The sequence below is a fragment of the Janthinobacterium sp. GL_088 genome, assembly GCF_057837845.1.
In genome coordinates, this window is the sequence record NZ_CM174453.1 from 2686226 (window position 1) to 2707093 (window position 20868).

Here is a 20868-nt window from a genome sequence, read left to right on the forward strand (position 1 = left end):
TTCTTTAAATGAATGGCGCCAGCGTAGCAGATTGGCGCCGCGCCAGCGTGCACGGTTGACAAGTCTACCGTTCCTGCTCCAGGCGCGCCTCGAGCACGGTGCGCGCCGCCGCCACGTAGGCGCGGCAAGCCTGCGGGTCGATAAAGGCTACGCTGCCGGCCGTGGCGCTCGCCTCCAGCCGTTGCCACAATTGCGACGCTTCCGGGTGGGCGGAGATCAGCACGTCGCAAGGCAGTTTTTCCAGGGTCTCGAAGCTGTGGCGCAAGTCCGCCACTGCGTTCGGATACTCGCTGCTGGCGCTGAATTTGAAGCCGGGACGCGAAACGGCGTTGACACTGTCCGCGTAGACCATGTGCAGGCAGCGGGGGCCGTCGCACGATTGCCACGTCCAGCTCAAGCCTCCGGGCGTGTGGCCCGGCGTGGCATGCGCCGTCAGGTTGACGGGGCCGACGTTGAACTGGCTGCCGTCGCGCGCCAGGCGCATGTCCTTGACGGGCGGGTACTTGGGCAGCGCGTGGTATTGCGGGTCGTCCGGGCCCACTTCGCCCGACGCCAGGTCCAGCGCGGCCGACGGGCTGGCGGCCACCAGCGCATTGCTGCGCCGCTGCAGTTCGGCCAGGCCGCCCGCATGGTCGATATGCCCATGCGAATTGAGTATCAGCTTGACGTCCTCGATGCGAAAGCCCAGGGTGGCGATATTGGTGATGATCTTGGGCGCCGATTCCGGCAAGCCGCCGTCGATCAGCACGTGGCCCTGCGGCGACGTCACCAGCACGGAACTGAGGCCTTTCACGCCCACATAATAGGTATTACCGAAGATGGGGAACGGCGCCTGGTCCGCGTTCCAGGTGGCGCAGACCTCGCAGCCTGGCGTCGGTGGCGTGACTGGCGCCTGCGCCCATGCCAGGGAAGCATGGCCTGCCAGCAGCACCAGTGCCAGCGTGCGTGTAAGAGTGGGGGGCATTGCGATCCTTATCCGTGGTGCCAGGGTGGCATATGCTGACACGGAACGGGGCTGGACGCAAATGGCGCCTGGTGTCAGATTGCGTGCGCGGCGTGCAGTTCGCCGAGGATGGCCTCCTTTAATTGGGCTTGCGCCGCCGGCGTGCGCAGGCGGGGCCGGGGTGCGCTTGCGTCGTACTGGGCGCGTGGCGGTCCGGCGCGCGTGTCGAGCATGACGATGCGATCACTCAGGTACAGCGCTTCATCGATATCGTGCGTCACCAGCAGCACGCTCAAGCCATGGCGCGCGGCGACGGCGGCCAGCAAGTCTTGCAGCTTCATGCGCGTAAAAGCGTCGACGGCGGAAAACGGTTCGTCCAGCAGCAGGATGCGGGGCTGACCAAACAGGCCGCGGGCAATCGCCGCGCGCTGCGCCTGGCCGCCCGACAGCTGCTTGGGCAGGCTGTGCGCGTGGCCTTGCAAGCCTACTTCCTCCAGCAATTGCGCGACCCTGGGATCGTCTTCGCCGCCAGCACCGAGGCCGAAGGCGATGTTTTGCGCCACCGTCAGCCAGGGAAACAAACGCGGTTCCTGGAAGATCAGGCCGATGTCGGCGTGCACGCCCGCCAGCAGCTTGCCGTCGAGGCGCAGGGTGCCGCGGAAGTCCGTATCGAGGCCTGCCACGATCGATAGCAGGCTGCTCTTGCCGCAGCCGCTGGCGCCGATCAGGCTGACGATCTCGCCCTGGCGCAGCTGCAACTGGAGGTTATGCAGCACGCGCCGCGCGCCATAGGATTTGTCATGGATGGCAATGTCAAGCAGGGCGGTCATGCGTGGAGGCTTTCGTCAGGTGGTGGCATAGCTGTCGCGCCAGGCGAGCAAGCGGGTTTCCACGCGCTGCATCAGGCTGTCGCTGGCCTTGCCCAGCACGGCCAGCAGCACGATGGCGGCCAGCACGATGTCGGCGCGGCTCGTTTCGCGCCCGTCGCTGAGCAGATAGCCGAGGCCCTGGCTGGCGGCGATCAATTCGGCTGCCACCATGAACATCCAGGCCAGGCTCAAACCATTGCGCAGACCCGTGAAGATGGCGGGCAGGGCGGCTGGCAACAGCACGCGCCGCGCCAGCGCGGGGCGGCTCAAACGGTACATGCGGGCCGCGTCGATCAGCTTGCGGTCCACGTCGCGGATGCCCGATGCCACGCCCATGTAGACGGGGAAGAAGGCGCCGATGCCGATCAGGACCAGCTTGGGCGCTTCATCGATCCCTAGCCACAGCAGCAGCAAGGGCACCCAGGCCAGCGAGGGAATCGCGCGCAGGGCCTGGAAGGTGGGGTCGAGCAGCGCTTCCATCGTGCGGTTCAGGCCCACGGCCGCGCCGAGCGCGATGGCCAGCAGCGCGCCGCCCGCAAAGCCGATGGCCACGCGCACGGTGCTGGCCAGCACGTGGCTGGCCAGGCCCTGGCGCGCCAGCTCGGCGATGGTGGCGGCTATGTCGCTGGGCGCCGGCAGCAGGTTGGCGGGGATGGCGCCCATGCGCACGCCCAGTTCCGCCCCCAGCAGCGCCAGGGCGGGTAGCAGCAGGCCAAGCGCCGCGCGCGGCAAAGGCTGGCGCAAGAGCCGGTGCCGCACGCCCGTGTCGTGGACCGGCGCTGGCGCGGCGAGCGTGTCTCTGGTCATGACCGCTTACGCCTTGCTGATGAAGGGGGTGGCGAAGCGGGTGTCGACCAGGTCCGCGATGGCGCGGTTCAGGTCTGCACCGGGCTTGACCAGCGCTTCATCGACGAGGATGGGCGCGGCCACCAGCAGGGCCTTCACGTGTTCGTTCGACGGCCGCGGATTGCTGAAGTCACTGCGCAGCTTTACCTGCAGCAGCGCCACCGGCAGGCTGACCTTGGCTTCCTCCGACAGGATCTTCGCCGCCTCGGCCGGATAGGCGCGTATCCAGGCGCGCGCCCGTTCGTAGGCCTGGATCACCTTGCCCACTTCGGCCGGCCGGCTGGCGAGGAATTCCTCGCGCACGTTCAGGAAGCCGTAGGTGTTGAAGGCCACGTTGCGGTAGATCAGGCGGGAACCCGCTTCGAGTTCGCTGGCGGCCATGTGCGGATCGAGTCCGGCCCAGGCATCGACCTTGCCCTGCTCCAGCGCCGCGCGGCCATCCGCATGCTGCAGGCTGACGTGTTCGATGTCGCCGCGTTTCAGGCCCGCCGTCTTCAATGCGCGCAGCAGGAACAGATACGGGTCGGTACCCTTGGTGGCGGCCACCTTCTTGCCCTTCAAGTCGGCGATGCTGCGGATGGGACTATCCTTGCGCACCACCAGCGCCGTCCACTCGGGACGCGAAAAAATATACGGCGCGCGGATAGGGTTGCCATTGGCGCGCGCCAGCAGGGCGGCCAGGCCGGCGCTTGAACCGATGTCGATGCTGTTGGCGTTCAGGTATTCGAGCGCGCGGTTGCTGCCTGCGCTGAGTACCCACTTGATGCTGGTGTCGTCCTGCTTGAACGCTTCTTCCAGCCAGCCGAAGCGGCGCAGCACCAGGCTGGCGGGCGAATAATAGGCGTAGTCGAGGCGCAGCTCCTTCAGCGGCGCTTGCGCGGCGGCGCGGGTGAGGCCGGGCAAGGCGGCGAGGGCGGCGCCGCTGGCGGCCAGTTGCAAGATGCTTCTGCGTTTCATGGTGTCCTTGAATGGGGAATTGGATGTGTCAAGCCGCTGCCAGGGTGGCGCTGCCCGGTGCGATGCTGACCAGGCGGCCTGCATGGTTGGCGGGCAGGCGCGGACCCTGGCCGAAGACCTTGTGGCGCAAGCTGCCTTCCTCGTAATGCGTGCGATAGCGGCCGCGCCGCTGCAGTTCCGGCACGATGTGTTCCACCACGTCGGCCATGCTGTCGTGCGCCACGGCGAAGGCGAGGTTGAAGCCGTCGATGCCCGTTTCATCGAGCCAGCTTTCCAGCTGGTCGGCCACCTGGTGCGCATCTCCCACCAGTACCGGGCCACGTCCGCCCAGGCCGATGTATTCGGCGGCTTCGCGCACCGTCCACGTGCGGTCCGGGTCGGCCTGGCTGAATGAGGCCAGCGCCGAGCGGCCGGCCGGGGAATCGATGTAGTCGATGGTGGCGTCGAGCGGATAGCGGCTGAAATCGACGCCCGTCCAGCCCGACAGCAGCACCAGAGACGCCTCGATATTCACGTGGCGCAGGTAGTCGGCGTGCTTGGCGTGCGCTTCCGCTTCCGTGGCGCCCGTGATGACCAGCGCCTGCGCGTAGATCAGCAGCGCGTCGCCATCGCGCCCGCTTTGCCGCACGGCGGCGCGCAGGTCGTCCGCATAGCGCTTCACCACCGTCTTGCTGGGGCCACTGACAAAGGTGGCTTCCGCATGGCGCGCCGCGAAGCGCGTGCCGCGCGGCGAGGTACCTGCCTGGTAGAGCAGGGGCGTGCGCTGGGGCGACGGTTCGCACAAATGGATGCCGGGCACCTGGTAGTGGCGCCCGGCATGGTTGATCGGATGGACTCTGGCGGGATCGGCGTAGATGCCGCGCGCCTTGTCGTTGACGACGGCGTCGTCGTCCCAGCTTTTTTCCCACAGCTTGTAGACGACGTCGAGGTATTCGTCGGCCAGGTCGTAGCGCTCGTCGTGGCCCAACTGCTGGCTCAAGCCCAGGTTGCGCGCCGCGCTGTCTAAATAGCCGGTGACGATATTCCAGCCGATGCGCCCTTTCGACAGGTGATCGAGGGTGGAGATGCGCCGCGCGAACGTGTACGGGTGTTCATAGGTGAGGGCGCAGGTGACGCCGAAACCCAGGTGCGTGGTCGCCTGCGCCATGATGGGCACGAGGGCCAGCGGGTCGTTCAGCGGCACCTGCACGCCGTGTTCCAGGGCCGCGTCGAGACTGCTGCGGTACACGTCGTACACGCCCAGCACGTCGGCCAGGAACACCGCGTCGAACAGGCCCGCTTCCAGCAGCTGCGCCAGCTCCGTCCAGTGCGCGGGGTCCGTGTAGCGGTGGCTGCGGTCGCGTGCATGCGTCCACAGGCCCGGCGACTGGTGGCCGACGGTATTCATCTGGAAGGCGTTGAAGCGTATCGTCTTTGCCATGGCTTATTTTGCCGCCGTCTGCAAGGCTTGCTGGTAGTCGGGTTTCGAATAGCCGGCAAAGTGTTTATTCGTGATGTCGAGGAATTCGCGCGAGCGGTAGGCGGCCGCCAGATCCTTGGCGAACTGCTTGTCCTTGTCCGCCGTGCGGATGGCCACCAGGTTGATGTAGTTGGGCGAGATTTTCTCGGCTACCAGCGCCTCCGTCAGCTTCAATCCCGACGCCAGCGCGTAATTGCCATTGATGAAGGAGTAATCGGTGTCGCCCAGTGAACGTGGCAACTGCGCCGCTTCCAGCGGCAGCAGCTTGATTTTCTTCGTGTTGACGGCGATATCCTTTTCCGACGCGCGCACGGGGTCGAAGCTGGGGCGCAGCTTGATCCATCCCAATTGGTCGAGCAGCACCAGCGCGCGCGCCTGGTTGGTCGGATCGTTCGGCAAGCCCACAGTCGTGCCTTCCTTCACGTCGTCCAGGGTCTTGTGCTTCTTGCTGTAGATGGCAATCGGCGCCGTGGGTATCGTGATCAGGTCCGTCAGGGCCAGCTTGTGCTCCAGCGCGAATTTCTTCAGGTAGACGATGTGCTGGAAGACGTTGGCGTCCAGCGAACCCTCGGCCAGCGCGAAGTTCGGCTGGATGTAGTCATTGAATTCCACCAGCTTGACCTTGTAGCCCTGCTTTTCCAGGATAGGCTTGATGCCCAGCTTGATCTGGTCCGCGTACGGTCCCGCGCTGGTGCCGATGGTGATGTCTTTCGGGTCCTTGGCGTGGACGAAGCTGCTCGCCAGGGCGAGGGTCAGGGCGGTGAGGAGGATGCTGCGGCGGGCGATGGTCATGGTGACTCCTTGGTGGGTGAATCAGGAATACGCCGTCGGCTCGGGCAGCGTGCCATTCAAGGCAAAGCGTCCCAGGTCGCGCAGCTTGTAGTCGATGGGGTCGTGCAGGGTATGCACGCGCACGTTGCGCCAGTAGCGGTCGAAGCCATACTGGGCCGAGGTGGAACGGGCGCCCGTCAGTTCGAACATCTGGCTGCTGATTTCCAGTCCCGCCTTGTGCGCCAGGCATTTGGCTTCGGCCACGGCCACTGCCAGCAAGCCACGTTCGCGCGCCGTCACCAGCGCACCCTTGCGGAACACCTTTTCCAGTTCCTGCGCCGCCGCGTCGGCCAGCACCTGCGCGGGACGCAGCAAGAGCCACAGCTGGCCGTAGCGGTGCTGCACCAATGGGTCGTCCGTTGCCTTGTCCACGCCCGAGGCAAACCACGCTTTCGCCTGCTCGTCCGTGTACTGGCGCGCCGCCTCGAATGCGCCTTCGGTGATGCCCAAATACAGATTGGCCATGATCAGCTGTGCGATCTGCGAGCGCACGGTGGCTTGCGGCGTGGCGGCCTGCGCGGGCGCCTGCAGCACCAGCTCCCGCGGCAGGGGCACGGCCTGGAAATGCACATTGCCGCTGTCCGTCTGGCGCTGGCCGAAGGCGTCCCAGTCCGCCTGCACGGTGATGCCCTCCTGGTGCGTGGGCAGGGCGGCAATCAGCGCCGTCTGCGTGGGCGCATGCCAGGCGGAGACGGTCAGCCAGTCCGATCCCACGGAACCGGAAGAAAAGCTCTTGATGCCATCGAGGATATAGCCGTCGTCGCTGTCGGCCGCCGCGACCCGTTTGTCGAGCGGGTTCAAGGCATTGCCCCAGAACAGGCGCTCGTCAACGGTCAGGGTGAGCAGGCGGCGCTGCTGTTGGGCGCTGCCATACAGCTGCAGGCCGGCCAGCTGCAAATGGTGGAAGCCGAAGACATGCGCCAGCGCACTGTCGGCGCGCGCCAGGATGCGGATCACCTGGTACACGAGGGGCCACGACGCGCCCTGGCCGCCGAATTCCACGGGGATCGACAGGGTCAGCAAGCCCGATTCGCGCAGCCATTCGCGTTCCTGCGCCGCATGGCCGCCGGCCTGGTCGCGGGCATTGGCCGTTTCAGCCAGGCGCGCGGCCAGCGACGTGGCGATGCTGATCGCGTCCTGCAGGGGTTCCGGTACAGGCGACTGGGGACGGGCGGCATGGAGAAAAACGCTAGACATGAGTGACATTCCAGAAAGACGATGACGCCGATATTGCACCGCCAGGCACGCGCCGTACACGAAGAAAACCGCGCATGGATATGCGAAAAAAGCCGTGCGGCTGAATGCACGATGGCGTGCGGGGCGTCAGGCCCGGATAGTCAAAAAACGCATATCGAAGCGCGAAAGCATTCGTTTTACACGGCTGCTGATGGCGATAGGCTGCAAGCATCCGAGCAACGCCACTTTCAACAACCTACAGGGACGGGCATCACATGAGCATCTTGTTATTGGGCGGTAGCCCGCAACTCCCATCGAGTTCCAGCCGCCTGCTGCTGCATATCGGCGAACAGCTGGCGCTGCAGGGCCATAGCTACGCCAAGCTACATGTGCGCGACCTGCCGGCGCGCGCCTTGCTGCTCGCCGACTACGACGACGCGGCGATTGCCCGCGCCGTGCGCGCCGTGGCCGATGCCGACGCCATCGTGATCGCCACACCCATCTACAAGGCGTCGTATACAGGGCTGCTGAAAGCCTTCCTCGACTTGCTGCCGCAAGATGGCCTGGCCGGCAAGCTGGTGCTGCCGCTGGCCACGGGCGGCGGCCATGCCCACACCCTGGCGCTCGACTATGCGCTGCGTCCCGTGCTGCATGCGCTGGGCGCCAAGCAAGTGTTCACCAGCATCTATGCGAATGCGCAGCAACTGGCGTGGCACGAAGAAGGGGGCCTGAGCCTGGATGCGCCGATTGCCGACCGCGTGCAGGCCGGCATCGAGGAGCTCTCCACGGGCCTGTTCGTGCTGCAGGGGCAGCGTCCGCCCGCGCCGGTTGATATTTCGCTCCCCGTGCGTTCGCTGCAAGACCAGCCTTACGCATCCCACTATCAAGCCGCCTGATTATTCACCGACCAAGGACCTGTCATGACACACCGCCACGCACAACGACTCTCGCGCCGTACCACTCTGGGCTTGCTGTTTGTCGCCGCCGCCGGCGTGATGGCGGCCGGCATGCCGGTCACGGCGCAGGCGCAAGCCAAGGCAGAGGTGCGTATCGGCTATCAAAAATACGGCACCCTGACCTTGCTGAAGGGGCGCGGCACCCTGGAAAAACGCCTGGCCGAGCAGGGCGTGGGCGTGAAATGGACGGAGTTCCCGGCCGGCCCCGTGCTGCTGGAGGGCTTGAACGTGGGCAGCATCGATTTCGGCACCGTGGGCGAGGCGCCGCCGATCTTTGCCCAGGCGGCCGGCGCCAACCTGGTGTATGTCGGCAATGAACCGGCGTCGCCGGCCAGCGAAGCCATCGTCGTGCCCAAGGGCTCCGGCCTGCGCACCCTGGCCGACTTGAAGGGCAAGAAAATCGCCCTGAACAAGGGCTCGAACGTACATTACCTGTTATTGAAAGCGCTGGAAAAGGCCGGCGTCGCGTACGCCGACATCCAGCCCGTGTTCCTGCCGCCGGCCGATGCGCGCGCCGCCTTCGAGCGGGGCAGCGTGGATGCGTGGGCCATCTGGGACCCGTTCCTGGCGGCCGCCGAGAAGCAGCTGGGCGCGCGCGTCCTGGCCGATGGCAAGGGCCTGGTGGCGAACTACCAGTTTTATCTGGCCTCGCGCACGTATGCAGAAAAAAATCCCGAGATCCTGCGCATCGTGCTCGATGAAGTGGCCAAGGTCGACGACTGGGGCCGCAACAACCCGGAAGAAGTGGCGACGATCCTGTCGGCACAGACGGGCTTAAGCAAGGATGTGGTGGCGCTGGCCGCCTCGCGCTATGCGTATGGCGTCAAACCCGTGTCGGTCGACGTCATCGCGTCGCAGCAAAGGGTGGCGGACGCCTTTTCCAGCCTGAAGCTGATTCCCAAACCGATTGTCGTCAAGGATGCGCTGCTGCCCGTCAAGCAAGTCGCTACCAAATAAACAAAGAGAGATAGAGAACGCCATGTCATTGAATATATTCTGGTTTATTCCTACGCACGGCGACAGCCGCTATCTGGGCACGTCGCAGGGCGCGCGTCCCGTCGATGCCGATTATTTGCGCCAGGTGGCCGTGGCCGCCGACACGCTCGGCTACGACGGCGTACTGTTGCCGACGGGCCGCTCCTGCGAAGATGCATGGGTGGTGGCTTCGTCGCTGATCAGCGTGACGCAAAAGCTCAAATTCCTCGTCGCCATCCGCCCCGGCCTGTCCACGCCCGGCCTGGCCGTGCGCATGGCGTCCACCTTTGACCGCCTGTCGAACGGGCGCCTCTTGATCAACGTCGTCACGGGCGGCGACCAGGGCGAACTCGAAGCGGACGGCCTGTTTGCCGACCACGCCAAGCGCTATGAAATTTCCGATGAATTCATCAAGGTGTGGCGCGCCACCCTGGCGGGCGAGGGCGGCGCGGCCGGCTACGATTTCGAGGGCAAGCATATCCAGGTAAAGGGTGCGAAAACCCTGTATCCGCCCGTGCAGAAACCATATCCGCCCCTGTATTTCGGCGGCTCGTCGGAGCCCGCGCATGAACTGGCGGCCGAGCAGATGGACGTGTACCTGACGTGGGGCGAGCCACCTGCCGCAGTCGCCGAGAAAATCGCCGACATCCGCGCGCGCGCCGCAAAAAAAGGCCGCACGGTCCGGTTTGGCATCCGATTGCACGTGATCGTGCGCGAAACGAACGAGGCGGCCTGGCGCGCGGCCGATGAACTGATCAGCCACCTGGACGACGACATCATCGCCAAGGCACAGGCGGCCTTCGGCAAGATGGATTCCGTGGGGCAGCAGCGCATGGCGGCCCTGCATGGCGGACGGCGCGACAAGCTCGAAGTGTCGCCGAATCTGTGGGCCGGCGTGGGCCTGGTGCGCGGCGGCGCGGGCACGGCCCTCGTCGGCGACGGCCCGACCGTGGTGGCGCGCATGCAGGAGTATGCCGACCTGGGTATCGACACCTTCATTTTCTCGGGCTACCCGCACCTGGAAGAATCGTACCGCTTTGCAGAACTGGTATTCCCCTTGCTGGGCAAGGGCAAGGCCGTGGGTGAGCAGTCACTGACGGGGCCATTCGGCGAAGTCATGGCCAGCAATATCGTGCCGGTCGCGCCACAGAAAAAGGCGGCCTGAGATGGCGACGGCCGCCGTCAAGCATCAGCCAGGAACGTCCTGGTGTAATGTGCTGGCGCCGTGGGCCTTGCCCGTGGCGCTGCTGCTGGCCTGGCAACTGGCGGCGCAGTGGGGCTGGCTGTCGAGCCGCATCCTGCCCGAGCCGTGGGCCGTGGCGAAAGCCTTCTGGCACCTGGCCGTGTCGGGCGAATTGTGGCTGCACCTGAAAACGAGCTTGTGGCGCGCGACGGTCGGTTTCGTTATCGGCGCGGGACTGGGCTTGCTGCTGGGCCTATTGACGGGCAGCTTCCGCCATGCGGAAACCCTGCTCGACACGACCCTGCAAATGGTGCGCAACATCCCGGCCCTGGCCCTGATCCCGCTGGTGATCCTGTGGTTCGGCATCGACGAGACGGCCAAGCTGTTTCTGCTGGCTGTCGGCGTGTTCTTTCCCGTCTACCTGAACACCTTTCACGGCATCCGCTCGGCCGACCAGGGGCTGATCGAAATGGCGAAAAGCTATGGTCTTTCGGGCTGGCCCTTGTACCGCGACGTGATCCTGCCGGCCGCCATGCCATCGATCCTCGTTGGCGTGCGCTTTTCGCTGGGCCTCGTGTGGGTGCTGCTGATCGTCGCCGAAACCATCTCGGCGCAGGCCGGCATCGGCTACATGACCATGAATGCGCGCGAATTTCTGCAAACGGACGTAGTGCTGGTGGGGATTTTGCTGTACGCCTTGCTGGGCAAGCTGGCCGATTTGTTCTCGCGCCGGCTGGAACGCCATTGCCTGCGCTGGAATCCCGCCTACCGATAATGAGGAAAGAAACTACCATGCTGCTCGCCCCCATCCAGATCGAAACGGATTTTTTGTCGCACTTCGTTCAGTACGACCCGGCCAGCGCGCCGCAGGCCAGGACCGCGCCGCAGGCTCCCTCGGCGCGCCGAGGCGTGCCTTTGGAACTGACGCAATTGAGCAAGGCCTATGGCGAACGTCCCGTGCTGAAGAACGTCGACCTGCAGCTGGAAGCGGGAGAGTTCGTTGCCATCGTGGGACGCAGCGGCTGCGGCAAGAGCACCTTGCTGCGCTCTATCGCGGGCCTGGAAAGCGTCGATGACGGTAGCATCGCCATCGGCAGCGGCGTGGGCGCGCCCGACATCCGCATCATGTTCCAGGAATCGCGTTTGCTGCCGTGGAAAACGGTGCTCGACAACGTGGCCTTGGGCCTGCCCCGTTCCGTCGGTGCGGCCGCCGCTTCGCTGTGGACGGTGGGACTGGCCGAGCGGGCCGATGACTGGCCGTCAGCCCTGTCGGGCGGGCAGAAGCAACGGGTGGCGCTGGCGCGCGCCCTCGTGCACGAGCCGCAACTGCTGCTGCTCGACGAGCCCCTGGGCGCGCTGGACGCCCTGACGCGCATCGAGATGCAGCAGCTGATCGAGTCGCTATGGCTGGCGCGCGGTTTCACGGCCGTGCTGGTGACGCACGACGTGGCCGAAGCCGTGGCCCTGGCCGACCGGGTACTGCTGATCGAGGATGGGCAGATCACGCTGGACGTGCAGGTGGACTTGCCGCGACCGCGTCAGCGCGGCCATGCGGCCTTCGCCGCGCTGGAGCAGGCTATCTTGTCGCGGGTGCTGCAGCCATCTCGGCCAGGACAATAAAGCCGTCGCCATCGACGCTTGCCACGATGTTCTCGTAGCTGTCGATGGCAGGGTGGCGCGTGGCCAGCGGGTGCGCGTGCGTGGCGGTGACGACGATGACTTTCGCGCCAGCCGCTTCGCCCGCCTCGATGCCGACCGACGCATCTTCGAACACCAGGCAGTCAGCGGGCGCCACGCCCAGTTTTTCAGCCGCCAGCAGGTAGCAATCGGGTTTCGGCTTGCCGGCCTTGACGTCTTCCGCCGTCACCATGATGGCGGGTATCGGCATGCCGGCCGCCTTCAGGCGCGCCGTGGCCAGTGCCCTCGGCGCCGAGGTGACGATGGCCCATTGCGCGGGCGGCAGCGATTCTAAAAAGCGCAGCGCGCCCGCGATTTCAATAATCCCTTCCACATCGATGATTTCCGCATCCGTGATGCCCTGCGACTCGCGCTGCGCGTCGACGCCGGGCAAGCGCAGTTTGGCGATGGTATCGACCGAGCGCGCGCCGTGGATGGTGGGCAAAAAGGCCGCCACATCGAGGCCCTGGCGCTGCGCCCAGGTGCCCCAGATGCGTTCGGCGGCGGCGATGGAATTGATGACGGTGCCGTCCATGTCAAAAAGAAAAGCCCGATAGCGGCCGGCGGCCGATGGTGTCGGGGATGAAGACGGCGAGGGCAGTGCGGACATGGCTTCCTTCCAGATGATGGGCTGGAAGCCATTGTAACGGCAGCCGGTTTTTATTTCACAGGTAGACCGATTCAAAGCGGGCCACGGGCGCGCCATCCTTGAGCAGGATCAGGTAAACGCCTTCGAAACGGTAGCCCGTCACGCTGTTCAAGTTGGCCAATACCGCGCTTTCCAGCTGCATCAGGGGCGGCGGGCAGGCCATGCGCGTGCCGGCAAGTTGCGTGAAGCGCAGGGCCTGCCCGGCCAGCGTATAGCCGCCCATCACGCGGTTGCAGCCCGTAAAACCATGTACCTTGCCATCGTCGGTGAGGGTGATGCGCACTTCGCGCTCCTGCTCCGGCGCCATCGTCACGGCGGCGCCATCGAGTTCCGTCAGCTTCCAGTAGGTATTCGTCAGGCTGTAGCTGGGCGTCAGGCCGGTGTCCGGCTTGGCGCTGTCGGACGTGGCGGCGCAGCCGCCGGCCATGGCGATGGCGGCGGCGAGGGACAGGTATTTCAGGCGATGCAGCATGGGAGGCTCCTGTTCATGGGGGAATAGCCGCCAGACTAGCAGTTTTCCCGTGCCTGCCCGCGTACCGTAGCGGTGATTGTTTCCATTTTGCCAGTCCTGGCATTAAACTCATGCTTTCTATTCTTTTAACGTTGATCGGGGAGCCGGGCCGATGCTGCAAGCGCAAGCGCTGGATAATCGACTGGTCGCCACCAGTGCCGACGACGTGCTGGTCGACCGTATCGTGCCCGGCGCGCCGCTGGTCATCGCCTTCGGCTTCGTCTCGTGGACCACGCGTCCCGCCTTTGATTTTTACGGCCGGCTGAGAAAGCTGGAGCAGGCCAGCGGCCAGCCGCTGAACAAGATCCTCGTGCGCGATTCGGGCAATGCCTGGTACCACCGCCGCATCGCGGGCCTGGGCAACCACGTCGACGAGACGGCGCAGGCCTTGCGCGAGCTCGTGCGCCGCATCGCACCCAGTCAAGTCACGACCCTCGGCCAGTCCATGGGCGCGTACGCGGCCGTCATGTATGGCTTGCTGCTCGATGTGCAGCAGATCGTCGCCTTCGGGCCATTGTCCTTCCTCGACGTGCGGCAGGCCCGCTTGTACCATGAGCTGCGCTGGCTGCCCGTGATGGAGTCGCTGGCGCAAGACCCGCCAGCGTCCGGCTACTACGACCTGGCGGCCCTGTGCCGCGCCAGGGCGACGGACGCCACGCAGCTGCACCTGGTGTTCGGCACGCGGCCCGATGTGGCCAATCCGGGCGCCAGTGCCAGCGAATCGGTCAACCTCGACGCCATGCACGCGCAGCGCCTGGCCGCGTTCGGCCGCTGCACCTTGCACCCGTATCCGCAGTCGGGCCATGCGGTGGTGCAGCACCTGATCGACACGAAGCGCATCAACGGCTTGCTGGCCACATGCATACTCGGTCTCACGCTGGACGATGAACCGATGCCGGAGATCGGCGCGGCATGGCAGGACTGGGTGGCGGAAAACCTGCGTTTGGGCTGCGCCGGCGAGCAGCTGGTGGCGGTGCTGCAGCAGCACGGTTTTTCGCTGGCCAGCAGCATGGCCGCCGTGGCTGCCGTTGCTGCCGCCCGCGCCAAGGCCGTATGACACCGCAGTTCGAACTCGACACCCTGAAAATGCGCATCGCCGCGCCCGAACTGGCGGCGCTCGACTTGCGCGTGCGGGTGCAGCGCGCACTGCGCCAGCTGATACTCGACGGCGTGCTGGCGCCGGGCCTGCGCTTGCCGGCCACGCGCGCGCTGGCGCAGTCGCTGGGCGTGTCGCGCGATACGGTGGAAATGGCGTATGCGCAGCTGCGCCTCGATGGCTATCTGCGGCGGCAAGCGGGATCGGGCAGTTTTGTGTCGCCGACCATAGGCGCGAGCTTGCTGGGCAAGCCTGCGACGGCGCTGCCGGCCTTGTCCGTGCAGCCGGTGGCCCTCAGCGTGCGCGGCGCGCAGATTCTCGCCAGCGGCGGCGTGCTTGATCAGCAAAGCGTCAAGGCCTTCGCCACGGGCTTGCCGGAAACGCGGGCCTTTCCGCTCGACGTGTGGGAGCGCTTGCGGCGCCAGGCGGCCGGCGAACACCAGGCCGGCGTACTGCTGCACGGCGACCCGCAAGGCGCCGAGCCATTGCGCCAGGCCATCGCCGACTATGTCAACCTGGAGCGGGGCGCGCGGGCCACGGCCGATCAGGTGCTGGTGCTGAGCAGCACGCGCCAGGCCCTGTACCTGTGTGCGCAGGTGCTGGCCGACGCGCATGGCCCCATCCTGATGGAGGACCCCGGCTATTTCGGCGCGCGCAAGGCGTTCGAGATGGCGCAATTACGAATCGTGCCCGTGCCCGTCGATGCGGATGGCTTGTCCATCGAGCACCTGCGGGCGGATCGCAGCGGCGCGAACACGGTGTACGTCACGCCGTCGCATCAATACCCGACGGGCGCCACCCTGGCGCTCGAACGCCGCCTGGCCCTGACCGCCTGGGCGGCCGAGCGCCAGGGCTGGATCATCGAGGACGATTACGACAGCCAGTTCCACTACGCAGGTTGGCCGACGGCGTGCGTGCAGGGGCTCGACACGCGGCAGCGCACGATTTACCTGGGCACCTTCGCCAAATCGCTGTATCCGGGGCTGCGCCTTGGCTACATGGTGCTGCCGCCCGCGCTGGTGAAACCGATGACGTACGCACGCAGCATTGTCGATGGCCATACGCCGCAACTCGATCAATTGACACTGGCCCGTTTCATCGCCGATGGCCATTTCGCGGCCCATGTGCGCGCCATGCGCAAGGTCTATGCCGTGCGCCGCGATGCGATGGCGCAGGCCGTGCAGCGGCACTTGCCGCACGTGGTCACGGCGCAGCTGCCGCCGGGCGGCTTGCAGATGCCCTGTCTGCTGCATGAAGGCAGGGACGAGCTGGAGACGCTGCGCCTGGCGGCCCAGGCGGGCATCGTGCTGCCGGGCCTGAGCCGGCTGTATGCGACGCCGCCCGCCCGTGGAGGCTGGCTGCTGGGCTTTGCGGCGCTCACGCCGCACGAGATTGACAGCGGCATCGTCCGCCTGGCCCGCGCCCTCGGTTGATGCTGTCAAAGTGGTCTGTTGTATGCGCTTGAATTGGCCTGCTTGAGCAGTCCATGTGGCCATTAATATGCTCGCTTTCAATGGCAGAGGCATATACATGACAACAACCACAACAAGCGCCGCCATGGCCGACCGGGCGCGCTGGCGCGACCTGGCGTCCCCCGCCATGGCCGCCTTCATTTCCGTCCTCGTCAACTATGGCGGCACCTTCGTGCTGGTATTCCAGGCGGCCCAGCTGGCCCAGCTGAGCGCCGCGCAGACGGCGTCCTGGGTCTGGTCGCTGAGCATCGGCGTGGGCGTGACGGGCATCTGGCTCAGCTACCGCTACCGCGCGCCCATCATCACTGCCTGGTCCACGCCCGGCGTGGCCTTCCTGGCCACCGTCATGCCGCATACGCCATATGCCGAGGTGATCGGCGCCTACATGGTGTCCGCCATCGCCTTCATTCTGCTGGGCATGTCCGGCGCCTTCGAGCGCCTGGTGCGGCTGATTCCTGGCGGCATCGCCGCCGGCTTGCTGGCCGGTATCCTGCTGCAGTTTGGCGTGAATGCGTTTGGCGGCGCCAGCGCCGATCCCGTGCTGGTGGCGGTATTGCTGCTGTCGTACGCCGTGCTGCGCCGTTTCACGGCACGCTTTGCCGTGGTGGGCATCATGCTGATCGGCCTGGCCCTGCTGCTGGCGCAGGGGCGCATCGACGTGCAGGACATCGAGCTGGCCCTGGCTGGGCCCGTGCTCGAGATGCCGCGCTTTTCCGTGGCGTCCCTGCTGGGCGTGGCGTTGCCCCTGTTCCTGATCACCCTGACGGGGCAATACATGCCCGGCATGCTGGTGCTGCGCAATGACGGTTACCAGGTCAGCGCCAATCCGATTTTGACGGTGACGGGACTCGGTTCGTTGCTCATGGCGCCGTTCGGCGCGCATGCGTTCAACGTGGCTGCCATCACGGCCGCCATCTGCACGGGCAAGGATGCGCATGCGGACCCGTCGAAGCGCTATGTCGCGGGGCTGGCGTGCGGCGTGCTGTACATCCTGGTGGGCATCTTCGGCGTCACCCTGGCCAGCCTGTTCATGGTCTTGCCGCGCCCCTTCATCACGGCGCTGGCGGGCCTGGCCCTGCTGGGCGCCATCGGCAACAGCCTGGCGCAGGCCATGGCGGACGTGCGCATGCGCGAAACGGCGCTGATCACCTTCCTGGCGACGGCCGCGAACGTGACCCTGCTGGGCGTGGGCGGCGCCTTGTGGGGGCTGGCGGCCGGGTTGGCGGCGCATGGGCTGATGCATGGCTGGCGCAAGGCGGCATAGCAAGATATGTTGCCCGTTGTGCCAGTCGCCGCATACAATTGCTGCGCCCGTGCCCGTTGGCACCGTACTTTCCCCGATGTGAGCGATGGCCGACCTGACTTCCCTGGCGCAGTATCTGCTGGCGATCACGCCCGCCTTCCTCGTCTGCGCCGCCTTGCTGCTGGCCACTCCACGGACGGTCCCGCTGCTGCGCGTGCTCGTGCACATGCTGTTTTTCGTGCTGGCGCGCGACGCGATGACGGCGCACGGCTACTGGCAAGTGGCGGCGGGCGGCTTGCGCTTCACGGCGCCGCCGCTGGTCTTGCTGGCGCTGGGCGCCATGTCGCTGGGACTGGTGGCAAGTACTTGCTGGCTGGAAAGCGAGGCGCGCCGCCAGATTCATTGGCTGGGCATGCGCCCGGCCCTGTCCTTGCTGCTGGGCGTGGCGGGCGCTTGCGTGATCGTCGCGCTGGCGACGGGCTTGAAAGCCCTGTTTGCCTTGCCGTCCTTGCCACCCGTCGCGCCATCTGCGCTGCCCTTGCTGCTGGGTTTTGCGCTGGCGGCCAACTGTTATGAGGAATTGCTGTTTCGCGGCTTGCTGCAGCAGCAATTGCGCGCCTGGCTGCCGGGCTGGCGCGCGGCGCTCGTGTCGGGCCTGCTGTTCGGCCTGTGCCACGCTTTTCTTGCCACCACTGTCACGCAGGTGGGCGCGCCCATCCTCGTGTTTACCGTGATCGAAGGCGTGGTGGCGGGGCTGGTATATTGCCGTGCCGGCTTGCTGGGCGCCTCCCTGGCCCATGGCCTGGCGATTTTTGCGCTGGCCGCCGGCTGGGTGTGAATCCTGTTGTTTCAATTTAATGAAGAGTGAGAAAGCGATGCCAGTCAGTTCCTACCTGAATACCCGTCCCGTCGTGGGCGAGCGCGTCTACCTGCATGACACGGCGCAAGTGATTGGCGACGTGCAGATCGGCGACGACTGCTCCATCTGGTGCAACAGCGTGCTGCGCGGCGACGTCAACCGCATCGTCATCGGCGAAGGCAGCAATATCCAGGACTTTTCCATGGGCCATGTGTCGCACAAAAATGCGGCCAAGCCCGACGGTTCACCCTTGACCATCGGCAAGTACGTGACCATCGGCCACTCCGTCATCTTGCATGGCTGCACCATCGGCGATGAGTGCCTGATCGGCATGGGCAGCATCGTCATGGATGACGTGGTGGTGGAAAAGCACGTGATGCTGGGCGCAGGCAGCCTGGTGTCGCCGGGCAAGGTGCTGGAAAGCGGCCATTTGTACGTGGGCCGCCCCGCCGCCAAGGTGCGCGCGCTCACTGAAGCGGAGATCGCCTACCTGCGCTATTCAGCGGAACACTACGTGCGCGTGAAGAACAATTACCTGGCTGGCGAGCCAGGCTGATGCGTCAGGCTGGCGCCGTGGCCAGCGCATTGATGCGTGCCGCCATGGCGCGCGCATCAGGCACGCCCAGTACCAGGCGTGCCCATTTTTCGCCTTGCAATTCGATGACCAGTGGCTGCATGCCGCGCGTCATGAAGACGAACTGGCGGTCGCCGCCCTTGTGGTAAGTACCCGCCGAAATGACTCCCGGCAAGTTGGTGCCCGGTGCGCGCAAGCCCAGAGCCGCGCCGCGGAAACCGTCATCGTCGGTGGCGCCACGCACATGCCGCAGGGGAATGCACAGGTTGCCGTGGAAGGATGCCAGCTTTTCCCACAGGGCCAGGCGGATGGTCAGTGCATCGTCGTTCAATTCGAGGCTGGGCATGGTGTCTCCTTCGGTGGTTGATCCAGATGGCTTAACAGGCGTTCGCCCAGCAGGCGGGACGTATCGGCGCCCGTGTCCAGTACGGCGGCACGGCACAGCGCCGTGATGGCGGCGTCAGAGGGCGCCAGTTCCTTCAAGGCGATGATCAGCAAATCGACGGCTTCTTCCCGCGCCGGCCAGCCAGGCTGCAGTGCCTGTGTCAGTACGCGCTCAAACAGATGGCGCTTGGAGCCGAAAGCCTTGTACAGGCTGCCGCGCAGCAAACCCGTCGCCTTGACCAGGTCATCGATCGACGCGGCGTTGTAGCCCAGGCTGCCAAAGACGGCGGCGGCTTGGCTGGTCACGGTGGCTTCGTCAAAGTTGCGCGGTCTGGCCATGGTAGCGGTGCAAAGTGTGCGGCGGGGCGGGATGCCCCGTGTCTGCCACCACTATATGCATTGGTGAACGATTGGTCAATAACTATCTGCGGTCTGCCGTTTCGCGCAGTTCCGGCCGCGGCGCCAGGTCTTGCGGCAGGCGCAGGGCTGACACGAGGCCCAGGCGCCGCAACAGCAGCAGCATCCACCAGCCCGGGTCCCATTCGCCCGGCAGCAGGCCCAGCCTGGCCGAGCCCGGATACGCGTGATGGTTGTTGTGCCAGCACTCGCCCATGGTCAGCAGCGACGTCAGGCGGATATTCCTGCCTTGCACGGCGGCGCCGTCGACATGAAAGTGCATCTGGCCATGGTTGTGGGCAAAGTAGCCGATCAGCCAATGGCCGAGCACGCCGGCGCTGACCCGCGCGCAGACGCCCCAGCAGACCAGGCCCCAGCCGCCCCAGACGTAGAACAGCACGGCCCACGGCAGGTGCTGCAGCATCCAGGTTTTTTCCAGAAAGCGGTAAAAGCGGTCGTGCGCGATGCGCGCTTCGATGGCGATGTGCGGCGGGTGGTCAAGGTCGAGACGGCAGAATAATTGCCACCAGGCATCGCGCCAGAAGCCGGCGCCGTGGCGCAGATAGGGGTGGCAAGCGGGCAGGCGCTGGGCATAGTCGCGCAGTTCATGCTGGCGCAGCAGGCCCAGCGGGCCGCTGAGACCCACCAGCACGCCCAGGTACACGAGCAGGTATTCCAGCCATTGCGGGCACTCAAAGCTGTCGTGGATCAGTTTGCGGTGGCTGCCCAGCGAGTGGCCGAACAGCAGGACGATGGCCGTGCCGGCCACAAACAGCAGCAGGCCGGTCCAGCTGAAGAAGAACAGGGCGCCCGTCACGGCGCCGGCCAGCATGGCCGTCAGCCACAGCGATGGCCAAGGCGCGTAGCGCACTGTGCCGTCTAGCACGCTGTGCGCATGTGTGGCGCGGGCGCGGTGGCTGTCCAGGCTGGCTGCGATTATCAACCCTTGGGGGCCGACGACGGTTGCGTGTACTTGTCGAAGTTGGTGATGTAGTCGTTGAAGTTGTCGGTCAGCATGCGCTTGTACTGTTCCGTGAAGAAGGCCACGGCGCCTTCCTTTTCTTCCTGCATCTTGGCCACGTCGTTGCTCTTGCTGGCGACGAGGAAGGCGTTGAAGCGGGCAGCTGCGTACAGCAGCGAGGTGGCCACTTCATTGCCGCCGCTGTGCATGCATTGCTCATTGGCCAGGGCGATGACCTGGTCGGCGCGTTCCCAGAATTCCGGGCCCGGTGCTGGTTTTGTCGTTGGTGTGCTCATAAAATCCCTCATGAAAGTGCGCGCCAGTCTACACAGGGGGGCGCGGGCTGTCCAGCCGCGCGGCCGCCGCTCAGGGCGCTTGCAGGATCTGTTCCACCAGCACGGCCAGCGGCTGGCGGATGTCGAGCACGATGCCGGCCTCGTCCGCCTGCAGGGGCTGCAGGGTGGCCAGCTGGCTGTCGAGCAGGCTGGGCGGCATGAAGTGACCAGGGCGCTGCAAACGGCTTTCCAGCACGGCGCGCGGGCCGTCCAGGTGGGCAAAGCGCAGGGCCGGGTCGCCTGCGCGCAGCACGTCGCGGTAGGCGCGTTTCAAGGCCGAGCAGGAGACGACGAGGCCGCTGCCTTGCGCGCGGGCCGTGGCGATGCGCTCGCGCAGGGCGGCCAGCCAGCCGGCCCGGTCGGCATCGTCGAGCGGGATGCCGGCCGCCATCTTGGCCACGTTTTCCGAGGGATGTACGTCGTCGCCTTCCACGTAGGGCACGCGCAAGGCTTCCGCCAGCCGGCTGCCGACGGCGCTCTTGCCGCAGCCGGACACGCCCATCACGACCCAGCGCA

24 protein-coding genes are annotated in these 20868 nt (G+C 65.9%); 10 read left to right on the top strand and 14 right to left on the bottom strand.

Translation table 11 applies throughout. The features are described from left to right. Window positions 1–64: 64 nt before the first annotated feature. The 7 genes from bla to AC3IQ7_RS12310 all read right to left on the bottom strand — a co-directional run bounded on the left by bla (window position 65) and on the right by AC3IQ7_RS12310 (window position 7102). Window positions 65–964, bottom strand: a complete 900-nt coding sequence (gene bla / locus AC3IQ7_RS12280) for a subclass B3 metallo-beta-lactamase (RefSeq protein ID WP_489209811.1) — start codon at window positions 962–964, stop codon at window positions 65–67. A gap of 74 nt (window positions 965–1038) precedes the next feature. Then, entirely contained in the window at window positions 1039–1773 is a 735-nt protein-coding gene (locus tag AC3IQ7_RS12285) for an ABC transporter ATP-binding protein (RefSeq protein ID WP_489209813.1), read from the bottom strand. Between the two features lie 15 nt (window positions 1774–1788). Beyond that, window positions 1789–2619, bottom strand: coding sequence for an ABC transporter permease (locus AC3IQ7_RS12290; protein ID WP_489209814.1), 831 nt, complete (start codon window positions 2617–2619; stop codon window positions 1789–1791). A 6-nt stretch (window positions 2620–2625) separates the two neighbouring features. Next, complete coding sequence (locus tag AC3IQ7_RS12295) at window positions 2626–3615, bottom strand: aliphatic sulfonate ABC transporter substrate-binding protein (RefSeq protein WP_489209816.1); 990 nt, start codon at window positions 3613–3615, stop codon at window positions 2626–2628. A 28-nt stretch (window positions 3616–3643) separates the two neighbouring features. Then, window positions 3644–5035 (bottom strand): LLM class flavin-dependent oxidoreductase, encoded by a 1392-nt coding sequence (locus AC3IQ7_RS12300; RefSeq protein WP_489209818.1) that lies wholly within the window; start codon window positions 5033–5035, stop codon window positions 3644–3646. 3 nt (window positions 5036–5038) lie between these two features. Beyond that, entirely contained in the window at window positions 5039–5866 is an 828-nt protein-coding gene (locus tag AC3IQ7_RS12305; protein WP_489209820.1) for a MetQ/NlpA family ABC transporter substrate-binding protein, read from the bottom strand. A 21-nt stretch (window positions 5867–5887) separates the two neighbouring features. Further along, window positions 5888–7102: an acyl-CoA dehydrogenase family protein gene (locus AC3IQ7_RS12310; protein WP_489209822.1), complete on the bottom strand. Its 1215-nt coding sequence runs from the start codon at window positions 7100–7102 to the stop codon at window positions 5888–5890. A 254-nt stretch (window positions 7103–7356) separates the two neighbouring features. Here AC3IQ7_RS12310 and ssuE point away from each other — a divergent pair, with 254 nt between their 5' ends. From ssuE to AC3IQ7_RS12335, 5 genes are read left to right on the top strand one after another with little or no spacing between them, the layout of a single operon-like run. Then, complete coding sequence (gene ssuE / locus AC3IQ7_RS12315) at window positions 7357–7977, top strand: NADPH-dependent FMN reductase (RefSeq protein ID WP_489209824.1); 621 nt, start codon at window positions 7357–7359, stop codon at window positions 7975–7977. A 24-nt stretch (window positions 7978–8001) separates the two neighbouring features. Then, the gene (locus AC3IQ7_RS12320; RefSeq protein ID WP_489209825.1) at window positions 8002–8994 is read left to right on the top strand and encodes a sulfonate ABC transporter substrate-binding protein; all 993 of its coding nucleotides are present in this window, start codon (window positions 8002–8004) and stop codon (window positions 8992–8994) included. 22 nt (window positions 8995–9016) lie between these two features. After that, a complete protein-coding gene (ssuD, locus tag AC3IQ7_RS12325; protein ID WP_099379649.1) occupies window positions 9017–10177 on the top strand; it encodes an FMNH2-dependent alkanesulfonate monooxygenase in 1161 nt (386 codons plus the stop codon). 1 nt (window position 10178) lies between these two features. Continuing rightward, window positions 10179–10970, top strand: a complete 792-nt coding sequence (gene ssuC, locus AC3IQ7_RS12330) for an aliphatic sulfonate ABC transporter permease SsuC (RefSeq protein WP_489209827.1) — start codon at window positions 10179–10181, stop codon at window positions 10968–10970. A gap of 17 nt (window positions 10971–10987) precedes the next feature. Continuing rightward, window positions 10988–11815: an ATP-binding cassette domain-containing protein gene (locus tag AC3IQ7_RS12335; protein WP_099379647.1), complete on the top strand. Its 828-nt coding sequence runs from the start codon at window positions 10988–10990 to the stop codon at window positions 11813–11815. Here AC3IQ7_RS12335 and AC3IQ7_RS12340 read toward each other — a convergent pair. Further along, window positions 11772–12482: an HAD-IA family hydrolase gene (locus AC3IQ7_RS12340; protein ID WP_489209829.1), complete on the bottom strand. Its 711-nt coding sequence runs from the start codon at window positions 12480–12482 to the stop codon at window positions 11772–11774. The two genes, AC3IQ7_RS12335 and AC3IQ7_RS12340, sit on opposite strands and share 44 nt — an antisense overlap. 55 nt (window positions 12483–12537) lie before the next feature. After that, on the bottom strand, window positions 12538–12993 hold the full coding sequence (locus AC3IQ7_RS12345) for an META domain-containing protein (RefSeq protein WP_489209831.1): 456 nt from the start codon (window positions 12991–12993) through the stop codon (window positions 12538–12540). A gap of 151 nt (window positions 12994–13144) precedes the next feature. On the opposite strand from AC3IQ7_RS12345, the gene AC3IQ7_RS12350 reads away from it, so the two are divergent. From AC3IQ7_RS12350 to AC3IQ7_RS12370, 5 genes are all read left to right on the top strand, one after another. After that, complete coding sequence (locus tag AC3IQ7_RS12350; protein WP_099379644.1) at window positions 13145–14089, top strand: hypothetical protein; 945 nt, start codon at window positions 13145–13147, stop codon at window positions 14087–14089. Next, the gene (gene pdxR / locus AC3IQ7_RS12355) at window positions 14086–15561 is read left to right on the top strand and encodes a MocR-like pyridoxine biosynthesis transcription factor PdxR (RefSeq protein WP_489209833.1); all 1476 of its coding nucleotides are present in this window, start codon (window positions 14086–14088) and stop codon (window positions 15559–15561) included. Before AC3IQ7_RS12350 ends, pdxR begins: the two co-directional genes overlap by 4 nt. Before the next feature lie 124 nt (window positions 15562–15685). Beyond that, a complete protein-coding gene (locus tag AC3IQ7_RS12360) occupies window positions 15686–16864 on the top strand; it encodes a benzoate/H(+) symporter BenE family transporter (protein ID WP_489210440.1) in 1179 nt (392 codons plus the stop codon). A gap of 85 nt (window positions 16865–16949) precedes the next feature. After that, window positions 16950–17681, top strand: coding sequence for a CPBP family intramembrane glutamic endopeptidase (locus AC3IQ7_RS12365; protein ID WP_489209835.1), 732 nt, complete (start codon window positions 16950–16952; stop codon window positions 17679–17681). Window positions 17682–17718: 37 nt separating this feature from the next. Further along, the gene (locus AC3IQ7_RS12370) at window positions 17719–18258 is read left to right on the top strand and encodes a gamma carbonic anhydrase family protein (protein ID WP_099402430.1); all 540 of its coding nucleotides are present in this window, start codon (window positions 17719–17721) and stop codon (window positions 18256–18258) included. Window positions 18259–18262: 4 nt separating this feature from the next. On the opposite strand, the gene AC3IQ7_RS12375 is transcribed toward AC3IQ7_RS12370, so the two are convergent. From AC3IQ7_RS12375 to AC3IQ7_RS12395, 5 genes are all read right to left on the bottom strand, one after another. Next, entirely contained in the window at window positions 18263–18622 is a 360-nt protein-coding gene (locus tag AC3IQ7_RS12375) for a hypothetical protein (protein ID WP_099379639.1), read from the bottom strand. Then, on the bottom strand, window positions 18604–18966 hold the full coding sequence (locus AC3IQ7_RS12380; RefSeq protein WP_489209838.1) for a helix-turn-helix domain-containing protein: 363 nt from the start codon (window positions 18964–18966) through the stop codon (window positions 18604–18606). Before AC3IQ7_RS12380 ends, AC3IQ7_RS12375 begins: the two co-directional genes overlap by 19 nt. Window positions 18967–19081: 115 nt before the next feature. Further along, entirely contained in the window at window positions 19082–19942 is an 861-nt protein-coding gene (locus AC3IQ7_RS12385) for an acyl-CoA desaturase (RefSeq protein WP_489209840.1), read from the bottom strand. A 53-nt stretch (window positions 19943–19995) separates the two neighbouring features. Next, window positions 19996–20313, bottom strand: coding sequence for a DUF3144 domain-containing protein (locus AC3IQ7_RS12390; RefSeq protein ID WP_034782889.1), 318 nt, complete (start codon window positions 20311–20313; stop codon window positions 19996–19998). A gap of 70 nt (window positions 20314–20383) precedes the next feature. Then, window positions 20384–20854 (bottom strand): gluconokinase, encoded by a 471-nt coding sequence (locus AC3IQ7_RS12395; protein ID WP_489210442.1) that lies wholly within the window; start codon window positions 20852–20854, stop codon window positions 20384–20386. Between the last annotated feature and the right edge of the window lie 14 nt (window positions 20855–20868).